The organism is Pseudomonas sp. GW821-FHT11G12, from assembly GCF_058808055.1.
Genome location: NZ_JBXARH010000004.1, coordinates 257,910 through 269,632 on the forward strand (window position 1 = coordinate 257,910; position 11,723 = coordinate 269,632).

The 11,723-nt window shown below is 61.5% G+C and carries 9 protein-coding genes; 6 read left to right on the forward strand and 3 right to left on the reverse strand.

Features of this window, described 5'->3' with window-relative positions; genetic code table 11:
• The first annotated feature begins 43 nt into the window (after positions 1-43).
• Positions 44-1,165 carry an alkene reductase gene (locus AC1RR7_RS15345; RefSeq protein ID WP_493157915.1) on the forward strand — a complete coding sequence of 374 codons (1,122 nt, stop codon included), beginning with the start codon at positions 44-46 and terminating at the stop codon, positions 1,163-1,165.
• A 48-nt stretch (positions 1,166-1,213) separates the two neighbouring features.
• On the opposite strand, the gene AC1RR7_RS15350 is transcribed toward AC1RR7_RS15345, so the two are convergent.
• The 3 genes from AC1RR7_RS15350 to AC1RR7_RS15360 all read right to left on the reverse strand — a co-directional run bounded on the left by AC1RR7_RS15350 (position 1,214) and on the right by AC1RR7_RS15360 (position 5,552).
• Positions 1,214-2,749, reverse strand: a complete 1,536-nt coding sequence (locus AC1RR7_RS15350; protein WP_273535798.1) for a diguanylate cyclase — start codon at positions 2,747-2,749, stop codon at positions 1,214-1,216.
• Between the two features lie 198 nt (positions 2,750-2,947).
• Positions 2,948-4,492, reverse strand: a complete 1,545-nt coding sequence (locus AC1RR7_RS15355; RefSeq protein ID WP_493157916.1) for a methyltransferase regulatory domain-containing protein — start codon at positions 4,490-4,492, stop codon at positions 2,948-2,950.
• A gap of 103 nt (positions 4,493-4,595) precedes the next feature.
• Positions 4,596-5,552: a threonine dehydratase gene (locus tag AC1RR7_RS15360; RefSeq protein ID WP_192560492.1), complete on the reverse strand. Its 957-nt coding sequence runs from the start codon at positions 5,550-5,552 to the stop codon at positions 4,596-4,598.
• A gap of 94 nt (positions 5,553-5,646) precedes the next feature.
• Here AC1RR7_RS15360 and AC1RR7_RS15365 point away from each other — a divergent pair, with 94 nt between their 5' ends.
• The 5 genes from AC1RR7_RS15365 (at position 5,647) to glcE (ending at position 11,720) form a co-directional block, all read left to right on the forward strand.
• Positions 5,647-6,492, forward strand: coding sequence for a helix-turn-helix transcriptional regulator (locus AC1RR7_RS15365; RefSeq protein ID WP_493157994.1), 846 nt, complete (start codon positions 5,647-5,649; stop codon positions 6,490-6,492).
• Between the two features lie 142 nt (positions 6,493-6,634).
• Positions 6,635-8,134, forward strand: coding sequence for a glycine betaine/L-proline transporter ProP (gene proP, locus AC1RR7_RS15370; RefSeq protein ID WP_493157917.1), 1,500 nt, complete (start codon positions 6,635-6,637; stop codon positions 8,132-8,134).
• 129 nt (positions 8,135-8,263) lie between these two features.
• Positions 8,264-9,103 carry a glutathione-dependent disulfide-bond oxidoreductase gene (gene yghU, locus AC1RR7_RS15375; RefSeq protein ID WP_493157918.1) on the forward strand — a complete coding sequence of 280 codons (840 nt, stop codon included), beginning with the start codon at positions 8,264-8,266 and terminating at the stop codon, positions 9,101-9,103.
• Positions 9,104-9,156: 53 nt separating this feature from the next.
• Positions 9,157-10,656 carry a glycolate oxidase subunit GlcD gene (gene glcD / locus AC1RR7_RS15380; protein WP_493157919.1) on the forward strand — a complete coding sequence of 500 codons (1,500 nt, stop codon included), beginning with the start codon at positions 9,157-9,159 and terminating at the stop codon, positions 10,654-10,656.
• A complete protein-coding gene (gene glcE / locus AC1RR7_RS15385) occupies positions 10,656-11,720 on the forward strand; it encodes a glycolate oxidase subunit GlcE (RefSeq protein ID WP_493157920.1) in 1,065 nt (354 codons plus the stop codon). Before glcD ends, glcE begins: the two co-directional genes overlap by 1 nt.
• Positions 11,721-11,723: the final 3 nt, after the last annotated feature.

Here is an 11,723-nt window from a genome sequence, read left to right on the forward strand (position 1 = left end):
CAACTAGTCGACTGGTCTAATAAATCCCGATCAAGGCACATCCATGAATCACAGCAGTTTCTTCAAACCCGCCACTTTGGGTCGTCACACCCTGAAAAACCGCATTGTCCTGCCGCCCCTCACCCGCCAGCGCAGCACACAGCCGGGCAACGTTGCCAATGAGTTGATGGCCGAGTATTACCAGCAGCGCGCGGGCGCCGGTCTGCTGGTGACCGAGGGCACCCAGATCGAACCCCGGGGCCAGGGTTACGCGTGGACGCCGGGCATTCATTCCCCTGAGCAGATCGCCGGATGGCGCGAGGTCACCGAGGCAGTCCATGCCAGAGACGGCGTGATCTTCGCCCAGCTCTGGCATGTGGGGCGCGTGTCCCACACAGCTCTGCAACCCGACGGTGCCGCACCGGTTTCGGCCTCTGCGGTGGCCACCGACCGGGTCAGCGTATTCATCGAAACCGCGCCCGGCGCCGGCGCGCTGGTGCCACCGTCCGCCCCGCGCGCACTGACCACCGATGAAGTGCAGGAACTGGTTCAGCTGTACATTCAGGCCGCACGCAATGCGATGGAAGCAGGTTTCGACGGGATCGAACTGCACTGCGCCAACGGCTATCTGGTGAACCAGTTCATCTCGGCCCACAGTAATCTGCGTACCGACCAGTACGGAGGCTCGCTGCACAATCGCCTGCGCTTTTTGCGTGAAGTGGTGTCCGGTGTTGCCGAGTGCATCGGTCGTGAAAAAGTCGGTGTGCGTTTCGCCCCGCTGTTCACCACCACCGACGAAGCGCGTACCTACCTGGGCATGGTCGAGGAAGATCCGCACACCACTTACATCGAAGCGATCAAGGTGCTGCAGGACGTGGGCATTGCCTATCTGTCCATCGCCGAAGCCGACTGGGACGATGCCCCGGCGATGCCACTCACGTTCCGCCAGGCAGTGCGCGACACCTTCAGCGGCGCGATCATTTACGCCGGCCGTTACACCGCAGAATCCGGTGCGCAGTTGTTGGATTCCGGGCTGGCGGATTTCGTGGCCTTCGGCCGTCCGTTCATGGCCAACCCGGACCTGCCTGCGCGCATCGCCAATGACTGGCCGCTGAATTCACTGAATCCGACCACGGTCTACGGTGGTCATGCCGAAGGGTATGTGGACTACCCCGAGTACGCGTGATGACTGCCGATTATCGGTAAGGCGCAACGCCCGCCCGTTCAGCACCGCTCACACTGGCAGTGGTGAACGGGAACTGTCGCCGGGAGCTTTCCTTGCCATCCGGTTTCGCCCTGTGGTCTTCGCCTGGTACAGCGCCTGATCTGCCGTCTCGATCAGCGCTTGTACCACTGCCAGTTCGGGACCGGCCGCCGCGGTGACGCCGATACTGACCGTCACCCGACCGAACGGGCTCGCCGGATGAGCAATGTGCGCTTGCGTCAGTCGCTCCAGAATCAGTTGCGCCACGACCGCCGCCCCCTCGCCATCGGTGTCGGGCATGATGATCGCCATCTCTTCCCCGCCATAGCGCGCCACCAGATCCGACGGTCGCCGCACACAGGCCTCAAGCACTTTCCCCACCCGTTGCAGGCAGGCGTCGCCGGCAACATGCCCCTGGGAATCGTTGAACAGCTTGAAGTAGTCGATATCGATCATCAGCAAGGCCAGCGAAACCCCGTCCCGCTGAGCCCGGCGCGCTTCCATGGCCAATGTCTCATCGAAACAGCGGCGATTGGCGAGGCCGGTCAGCGCATCCTTCATCGCCAGCAACTCCAGCTGCCGGTTTGATCCGAGCAACTGCTGTTGAGTGAGCCGCAACTCCCCTTCCACCTGAGTCCGCCGACGTATATCGAGAATGAGAAACCAGCCGATCACGCCAGTGAGCCCCAGCAACGATGCGACCACCACGATCGACAGCAGCGCCTCCAGTCGCCACGCCGCCAATGCTTCGCGCTTGCCGAGCGCGACCGTGGTGATCAGCGGCAGCTTTTCACTCTTGCGAAACGCGTAGAGCCGCTCCACCCCGTCGAGGCTGGACGTGAAGGAAGCGGTGCCCACCGATTGGTCCACCAGGTACTTCGCATATATGGGCGACTTGGAGAAATTGCGCCCCATGTCCTGTTCGCGGAAGGGATATCGCACCAGCAACGTACCGTCGGTGTAGGACAGACCGATGGCGCCTTCCTGCCCCACATCGAGCTTGCCGAACAGTCGCAGAAAGTTCTCGACCCCCAGGGTGACCGCCACCACGCCGGCGAACTCTCCGCGCGCGTCATTGAAGCGGCGGCTGACAGTAATCACCCACTCCTGATTCGAGCGGCTACGGATGGGCGGGCCGATGAAGGGCTCGCGGGAAGGATCGTCACGGTGATGGATGAAATAGTCCCGGTCACTGCTGTTGACCCCGGCCGGAATCGGTCGGTTGGAGGACATCAGCCAGTGGCCGCGATTATCGTAAACGGTGATGCCACTGAGCTGCGGCATCAGCGGCTGCTGACGGTTGACCAGCGCATTCAACCGTTCGATCTGCGCGGGGCCGCTGCCCTCGGTTTCCAGACGCTCGACGAGCCCGAGCAAGAGCAGCGAGCTCTGTCGGACGATGCCTTCGGAATAGGTCGCCAGCGCCTGGGTCAGGTTCAACCCGTGGACGTTCACCTCGTCCAGTGCGCGCTCCCGAGAGCCCAGCACCTTCCAGATGGTCAGCGACGCCAGGGAGCAGCCGATCATCAACAGCAACAGCATCACGAGGTGGGTATCACGCTTCACATCAGTACCTTTTGGAAAGTCCGTTTTCCGTCACGGCCGTTGTCGGACCGGGGCAACAACAGCGACCGTATGTCCCGGGCCGCGCAGGATACAAGCAGTCCATCGAAGGCGCAGCAACGGCGTGTCAGGCCCTCGATGAACTGTTCGCTGATCGGCCGGTTCGATGAAAAAACCGGACCCCAAAAGACTTTTTTGCCGCTAGACGATTTTCAGGGCCTTGAGAATGACCAGCGATTGCTCGGCAAATGCCTCGGCCTGCTCGGTCAGTTCGGCAATGTTTTCTTCGGCAGTCGTGAGGGCCTTGCCGTCCTTGAGCAGGCCTTCACCCTGGCCGCCGATGATGCCCCACGCCAGAAGCGCCCACTCGGCCGGATGCTTTTTGCCTTGTTTGATCGATATCAGGAACAGTTGCTGGAAGCGACTGACCGTCACGCCACCACCGGTCACCGGACTGGCCAGGACCTGGATCTTGTGATCGAACAGCGAGCGTCTGCACAGTTGCAGATTGAGGGTATTGCAGTTTGTCTGCACCAGTTTCTCGGCCGCTTCGCTCTGGCATGGCGCCACGGCGCCCATACCGATCAACACGTTGATCGCCTGCACCAGATCGCCATAACTCAATGAAGGCGACGCTTCCAGCAAGTGGCGCAAGGTTTTCGGTACATACGCGTCGTCCGCCAGCGCATCCAGCACCGGGCCGTAAATTTCCGCCTGCAACGTGGCTGAGCCTGCGGGCCCCGTGACGCTGCCCGCTACGCTGTCGGCCAGTTGCAACAGGGCAAAGCGGGTACTGAGCATGCGTTCGCGGTGCTCGCTGGTGGACAGCTTGTTCGCGCCGCGGATGTAAAGGTCCCGGCGGAAGTTCTGGTTGACGAAGTAATCACGCGCTTGCTCGCGCATGATCGGATGCTCGATGCCTTCCAGAAAGTCCATGCCTTCGGCGCTCAGGTTGAGCGGGTCCACCGAGTCCAGCGGCACGGCGGTTGTGGCGTAGTCGAGTTTGGCAGGTGTCAGGGCATCGACCACGTCGGTGAAGTACATGCAATTCCAGTCACGGTTGAAATACTCATGGGCGACGTACTGGCGATTCTGGCCTTTGATACTCTGGAGCTTGGCGTCCAGATTCGGCGCCGAGTTGGCATAGTTGGGGTTGGCAGCCAGCAGGGCTTCGGAGAATTGCAGCGCGGCGTCGATCCGCTGATCCGGGCGAGCAGAAGTTTGCGTGGCAAAGCGGTCATGCAGGCTGAACAACTGACGCAGTGGCGCCAGCGGCGACCAGCCCGGGAAGCAGTTGTAGCTGATGTACACATGACCGCCCGGCTTGAGATGACGACGGACAAACTCGACGATCAACTTGTGATTGTCACGACTGACCCAGGTCCAGATGCCGTGCAGGCTGATGCTGTCGAACTGTGGCAGGTCATGGCGAGCCAGCAGTTGCTCGAAGCTGTCGTCATACAGCCGGGCATCACTGCCCCAGTCGGTTGCCAGCGCAATGGCATGGGCTGCCTGCCCGGGATGGAAATCCGTGCCGACGTAGCCTCCCGGATTGCCTGCCGCATGGATGTTGATCGAGACACCCTGGCCAAAACCCAATTCGCAGTGATAACCGTCGGTACTCTCCAGCGTGGCAAAACCACGCAGCAACAAACAATAACGCTGGAAAACCGGATTGATCTCCCGGCTATACCCGTAGGTGTAGCCCTCGTCCGTGAAATAACCTTCGTTCCAGGCATTGCTCATGCGTGACACCCTTTTCATATCGAAAGTGAAAGCCGATCTTATAAGGGGTAGTCAGGACCAATCACAAGCGGAAAAACCGTGCCACGCAGCCAGCCGTCATTGGTCAACCAATCACCCGCGCATACACCGACCGGTCGATGTTCCCGCCCGACAGGATCACCCCGACCTTTTTGCCCTGCATCCTTTCCCGTTCCTGAATGAGTGCCGCCAACGCGGCGGCACCAGCACCTTCGGCGAGGTTGTGGGTGTCGGTGTAATACACGCGCATGGCCTCGGCGATTTCGTCCTCGCTGACTGCGACGATCCTTGTTGCGCCGGCGCCGTAGATATCGAACGCTTCAGCAATCGGTTTGCGTACGGCCAGGCCGTCGGCAAAGGTATTGGCGGAGGCGGTCTCGCAGATCGTTTTCGCCTCGAAGGACAGCTTGGCGGCGGCCGCTTCCGTGGACACCACGCCCACCACCTGGGTGTCCAGACCCAGCGCATCACGCGCGGCGATCACGCCACAAATGCCCGAGCCGCAACCGATCGGCACGTAGACGGTGTGCAGATCCGGCGCCGCACTGAACAGTTCCAGCGCGTAGGTCGCCACGCCCTTGACCAGTTCGGTGTGGAATGGCGGTACCAGATAGAGCCCGTGTTCCAGCGCCAGACGTGCTGCTTCCTCACGGGCCTCATCGAAATCACGCCCATACTCGACCACTTCGCCGCCAAAGCCGCGCATGGCATTGTTCTTCTCCAGCGAATTGCCCTGCGGCACCACAATCAATGCCTTCAGCCCTACCGCTTGCGCCGCCAGCGCCAGGCTTTGGCCGTGATTGCCGCGCGTCGCAGAGACAATGCCTTTGACATTGGGATGTTCACGCCGCAGCCAGTGCATGAAGGTGATGCCGCCGCGCACCTTGAACGCGCCGGTCGGCGTGTGGTTTTCATGTTTGACCCACACCGTGCAGCCCAGCCGCTCGGCCAGCAACGGCCAGCGATACTGAGCGGTGGCCGGCATCACCTGGTAAACCTGGCGGGCAGCGTGTTCGATGTCTTCGCGAGTGAATGTGTGCATGGAAATCTCCTTGGGCGTCACTCAGTCTAGGCACAGGCACATCACGTCGGCTTTCAAAAAACTGACCTGACTTTTGCGTCCGCACTTCACTACTATGGCGCTCATGAGCCATCGAAACCGCCAGCAGCCAGCCGTCGTTCCAGAACCGGTGCGTCGTATCGAGGCCGGCCCGTGGGCGATCGAATTGCTGCCCGGCGCCGCCTACGCGACGCGCTATGTGGCGGCGCAGTCAGCTATCGGTTTTGCCTTCGACAGCCAGCGCGGCGTACATGCCATCGGCAGCGACCGGGTGCGCCCCTTCGATGCCATGCCCAATGGTCTGGCGTTCGTACCCGTCGGCTGTGATGTGATGTCCGAGTCACCCATGGGCGGCGAATACCTGCGGGTGGTCCGCACCGACGGCATCGCGCTGGCAGGTGAGCAGGCGTTCAACAATCGCATCGATCCGCAGGCCATTGACCTCGCCTCGCGAATGCGCCGTGCGTTGTTGAATGCCTCAGTGGACGATGACTGGGAAACCTGGGCGCTCGCCTTGGCCGAGCGCGCCGAAGGCAAAGACACGCCGTCGCCCCAAGGCTCGATGACCGGCCGCCGAATGCGCCTGCTCGACGAGTTCATCGACGCCGGCCTCGACGGCCCGCTCGGCCTTCAAACCATGGCGCAACTGCTGGAATTGTCCGAAGGCTATTTCATTCGTGCCTTCAAGCAGGCCACCGGCAAAAGCCCCCATAGTTACCTGATCGACCGCCGCCTGGCCCGGGCCCGGGCATTGATGCGTGATTCAAAGGCCAGCCTTTCGGAGATCGCCCTCGCCTGCGGCTTCAACTCTCAGGCACACATGACCAGTGCGTTCAAGCAGCGACTTGGCGTGAGTCCGGCGCAATTGCGCACAGGATCGCGTCACAATTCTTTCATCGGCAAAAAACGAAATCAGTGGTGAATTTTTTCGTGTCCACTTGTATCTGATCTGAAAGAAGCCGTGCCATCAAGGAGATGGCATCGGGCACGGCAAACCGCTCTGGCCCAAGCCTCTCCGGGCTTACCGGTTTGCATAAAGACAGATCAGATGCAGAGTGAATCCCATGGAATCAAAGGAAAGCGTCAGCCCGATCAGGCTGAAAGACATCACCATTGTCGACGACGCCAAGATGCGCAAAGCCATTACGGCCGCCGCGCTGGGCAATGCGATGGAGTGGTTCGACTTCGGCGTCTATGGCTTCGTTGCCTATGTGCTCGGCAAGGTGTTTTTCCCCGGTGCCGATCCCGGTGTGCAGATGATCGCTGCACTGGCGACCTTCTCGGTGCCGTTCCTGATCCGGCCGCTGGGCGGCCTGTTCTTCGGCGCACTGGGTGACAAGTACGGACGACAGAAAGTCCTGGCGGCGACCATCGTGATCATGTCGCTGAGCACCTTTGCCATCGGGTTGATTCCGTCCTATGCCTCGATCGGCATCTGGGCACCGATCCTTCTGCTGCTGGCGAAAATGGCTCAAGGGTTTTCGGTCGGCGGCGAATACACCGGCGCCTCGATCTTCGTTGCCGAATATGCACCGGATCGCAAACGCGGGTTCCTCGGCAGCTGGCTGGACTTCGGCTCCATCGCCGGTTTTGTCCTCGGCGCGGGTGTGGTGGTGTTGATTTCCACGATCATTGGCGAAGAAAAATTCCAGGAGTGGGGCTGGCGACTGCCCTTCTTCCTCGCCCTCCCGCTGGGCATGATCGGGCTCTACCTGCGCCACGCGCTCGAAGAAACCCCGGCGTTCCAGCAACACGTCGAGAAGCTTGAACAAGGCGACCGCGAAGGTCTGGCCAGCGGCCCGAAAGTGTCGTTCAAGGAGGTCGCGACCAAGCACTGGCGCAGCCTGATGACTTGCATCGGCGTGGTGACGGCGACCAATGTCACCTACTACATGCTGCTCACCTACATGCCGAGTTACCTGTCGCACAACCTGCACTACAGTGAAAACCGCGGGGTGCTGATCATCATCGCGATCATGGTCGGCATGCTGTTCGTTCAGCCTGCGATCGGCTTCATCAGCGACAAGATCGGCCGTCGTCCCTTCATCATCTGCGGCAGTGTCGGTCTGTTCATCCTCGCGATTCCAGCGTTCATGCTGATCAACAGCGGCAAGATCGGCCTGATCTTTTCCGGATTGCTGATACTGGCCGTGCTGCTCAATTTCTTCATTGGCGTCATGGCCTCGACGCTGCCAGCGATGTTCCCGACCCACATCCGTTACAGCGCGCTGGCCGGGGCGTTCAACGTCTCGGTACTGATCGCCGGCCTGACCCCGACCGTCGTGGCCTGGCTGGTGGAAGGTACGCAGAATCTGTACATGCCCGCCTACTATCTGATGGTGACTGCCGTGATCGGACTGATGACCGGGCTGACGATGAAAGAAACCGCGAACAAACCCCTGCGAGGCGCGGCACCGGCGGCTTCCGACATAGAGGAAGCGCGGGAGCTGTTGCAGGAGCACCACGACAACATCGAACAGAAGATCGAAGACATCGACGCCGAGATCGCCGAACTGCAAGCCAAACGCGAGCATCTGGCGCAGCAGCATCCGCGAATCGAATAACGATATAAGGCGTTGATCGGGCAACAGGGTGGAATTCAAACGCCCTTCTGTGGTGTTCTGTTCGTCAGGAGCCGGTCGTTTTTTCTGCCGGCTCACGCCCATTCAGCAGCTGACGATGAGGTTCGCTTCATGAGCAAAACGCCTTACGTACCACCCAAGGTCTGGACACACCGCGCGCCGTCCGGCGGCCAGTTCGCCAACATCAATCGCCCGATTGCCGGGCCGACCCACGACAAGGCATTGCCCGTCGGCAAGCACCCGTTGCAGCTGTATTCGCTGGCCACGCCCAACGGCGTCAAGGTCACCATCCTGCTCGAAGAGTTGCTGGCGCTGGGGCACACCGGGGCCGAATACGACGCCTGGTTGATCCGCATCGGCGAAGGCGATCAATTTTCCAGCGGCTTTGTCGAGATCAACCCGAACTCCAAAATCCCGGCGCTGCTGGATCGTGGCGTGGAGCCGGCCATCCGGGTTTTCGAGTCCGGCTCGATCCTGCTTTACCTCGCCGAAAAATTCGGCACCTTCCTGCCCACCGACATCGCCGGTCGCACTGAAACCCTGAACTGGCTGTTCTGGCAAATGGGCTCGGCGCCCTACCTGGGTGGTGGTTTCGGGCATTTTTATGCCTATGCGCCGGACAAGCTCGAATACCCGATCAACCGCTTTACCATGGAAACCAAGCGCCAGCTCGATGTGCTCGACCGGCGCCTGGCTGAAAACCCTTACCTTGCCGGTGACAACTACACCATCGCCGACATCGCGGTCTGGCCGTGGTACGGGCAACTGGTGCGCAACAATGTGTACGGGGCGGCCGAGTTCCTGTCGGCTCATGAATACACTCATGTCCAGCGCTGGGCCGAGGAGATCGCCAACCGGCCTGCGGTCATCCGTGGGCAACGCGTCAACCGTACCTGGGGCGATGAGGCGAGCCAGGTGCCGGAACGACATGAGGCTGCTGATCTGGGCTGAGCAACCCACGCAACCCGCACCCGATAACAAAAACCAAGGGGCACCCATCGTTCATGAACATTCTCTACGACGAGCAGGTCGACGGCGTCCTGCCGGACGTCGACAAAGCGGCGCTATTGCAGGCACTGCACAGCCAGTGGCCGACGCTGGAAGTCCTGCATCAGCGCGAGGATCTCGCACCGTACGAATGTGACGGTTTGTCCGCCTACCGCACCGCGCCGTTGCTGGTGGTCCTGCCCCGGCATCTCGATGAGGTGCAGGGTGTTTTGCGAATCTGTCATGAGAGAAACGTGCCGGTGGTGGCCCGGGGTGCAGGCACCGGGTTATCCGGCGGGGCGTTGCCTCTGGAGAAAGGCGTGCTGCTGGTGATGGCGCGCTTCAACAACATCCTGCACATCGACCCCGCCGCCCGCACGGCACGCGTTCAGCCCGGCGTTCGCAATCTGGCGATTTCCCAGGCCGCCGCTCCGTTCGGTCTGTATTACGCGCCGGATCCGTCCTCGCAGATCGCCTGCTCCATAGGCGGCAATGTGGCGGAAAATGCTGGCGGGGTGCATTGCCTCAAGTACGGCCTGACCGTGCACAACCTGCTCAAGGTCGAGATCCTGACCGTCGAGGGCGAACACCTCACGCTCGGCTCCGATGCGCTCGATTCCCCCGGTTTCGACTTGCTGGCGCTGTTCACCGGTTCCGAAGGCCTGCTGGGCGTTATCACTGAAGTCACGGTCAAACTGCTGCCCAAACCTCAGACAGCCAAAGTCTTGCTGGCCGCATTCGATTCCGTGGAAAACGCCGGCCGCGCCGTGGCTGACATCATCGCCGCCGGGATCATTCCCGGAGGCCTGGAAATGATGGACAACCTGGCCATCCGCGCCGCCGAGGACTTCATCCACGCCGGCTACCCGGTGGACGCCGAAGCCATTTTGCTCTGTGAACTCGATGGCGTCGAAGCCGACGTCCACGATGACTGCATCCGCGTCCGCCAGGTGCTGGAAAACGCCGGCGCGACCGAAGTGCGTCAGGCCAGGGACGAGGCCGAGCGCGTGCGTTTCTGGGCCGGACGCAAGAATGCCTTCCCGGCCGTGGGGCGCTTGTCGCCGGACTATTACTGCATGGACGGTACCATCCCGCGCCGCGAACTGCCCGGCGTGCTGCAAGCCATTGCGCAGTTGTCCGCCGAATACGGCTTGCGGGTGGCCAACGTGTTCCATGCCGGCGACGGCAACATGCATCCGTTGATTCTGTTCGACGCCAATCAACCCGGCGAGCTCGAACGCGCCGAAACCCTGGGAGGCAAAATCCTTGAGTTGTGCGTGAAGGTCGGCGGCAGCATCACCGGCGAGCACGGCGTGGGCCGGGAGAAAATCAACCAGATGTGCGCGCAGTTCAACAACGACGAGTTGACCCTGTTCCACGCCGTCAAAGCCGCGTTCGACCCCGGCGGTCTGCTCAATCCGGGCAAGAACATTCCGACCCTGCACCGCTGCGCCGAGTTCGGCGCCATGCATATTCACGCCGGACAATTGCCCTTCCCCGAGCTGGAGCGTTTCTGATGGTCCGAGAAAAGGATATCGACGACAGCATCGCGCTGCTCGATCAGGTCAATCAGGCATTGCAGGACGCCACGCCACTGCGGATTCAGGGCGCCAACAGCAAGGCGTTTCTGGGGCGTATCGTTGCCGGAGAAATCCTCGACACCCGCACCCATCGCGGCATCGTCAGCTACGACCCGACCGAACTGGTGATCACCGCGCGTTGCGGCACTCCACTGGCCGAACTGCTGGCGGTGCTGGATGCTTCACAACAGATGTTGCCGTGCGAACCACCGGCCTTCGCCGACGACGCGACGGTGGGCGGGATGATCGCCAGCGGACTGTCAGGCCCACGGCGCCCGTGGTCGGGGTCGGTGCGGGATTTCGTACTCGGCACGCGGATCATCACCGGCCACGGCAAGCATCTGCGCTTTGGCGGTGAAGTCATGAAAAACGTCGCCGGTTATGACCTGTCGCGGCTGATGGCCGGCAGTTACGGCTCGCTGGGGGTGATTACCGAAGTCTCGCTCAAGGTCCTGCCCAAACCGCGTGAGTGCCTGAGCATCAGCCTGGAAATGGACAGCGAGCGGGCCTTGCAGCGCCTGGCTGAATGGGGCCAACAGCCGTTGCCGATCAGCGCCGCCTGCCACGATGGGCAGCATCTGCACTTGCGTCTGGAGGGTGGCGAAGGCTCCGTGGCCGCAGCCCGTGATCGCCTCGGTGGTGAAATGCTCGATGGCGCTTATTGGTCAGATCTGAATGAACAGCGCCTGGATTTTTTTGATGAAGACCAGCCCCTGTGGCGCCTGTCGGTGCCGAACAACACCCCGCCGCTGGCCTTGGCCGGTGTACAAATGCTCGACTGGGGCGGCGCCCAGCGTTGGCTCAAATCAGGAGCCGAGGCGGCACTGATTCGCAAGGTGGTTTCGGCTGTTGGCGGGCATGCGACCTGCTACAGCCATGGTTTGATCGACGCGCCTTTCCATCCGCTGCCGCCCGCCCTTCTGCACTATCACCGCCGCCTCAAGCAGCAACTTGACCCTCAGGGCATCTTCAACCCCGGTCGCCTGTACGCGGAGCTTTGAGCC

Coding starts and splice junctions, on each gene's coding strand:
- AC1RR7_RS15345 (WP_493157915.1), top strand. CDS start 44: ATGAATCACAGCAGTTTCTTCAAACCCGCCACTTTGGGTCGTCACACC.
- glcE (WP_493157920.1), top strand. CDS start 10,656: ATGGTCCGAGAAAAGGATATCGACGACAGCATCGCGCTGCTCGATCAG.
- proP (WP_493157917.1), top strand. CDS start 6,635: ATGGAATCAAAGGAAAGCGTCAGCCCGATCAGGCTGAAAGACATCACC.
- AC1RR7_RS15355 (WP_493157916.1), bottom strand. CDS start 4,492: ATGAGCAATGCCTGGAACGAAGGTTATTTCACGGACGAGGGCTACACC.
- AC1RR7_RS15365 (WP_493157994.1), top strand. CDS start 5,647: ATGGCGCTCATGAGCCATCGAAACCGCCAGCAGCCAGCCGTCGTTCCA.
- glcD (WP_493157919.1), top strand. CDS start 9,157: ATGAACATTCTCTACGACGAGCAGGTCGACGGCGTCCTGCCGGACGTC.
- yghU (WP_493157918.1), top strand. CDS start 8,264: ATGAGCAAAACGCCTTACGTACCACCCAAGGTCTGGACACACCGCGCG.
- AC1RR7_RS15360 (WP_192560492.1), bottom strand. CDS start 5,552: ATGCACACATTCACTCGCGAAGACATCGAACACGCTGCCCGCCAGGTT.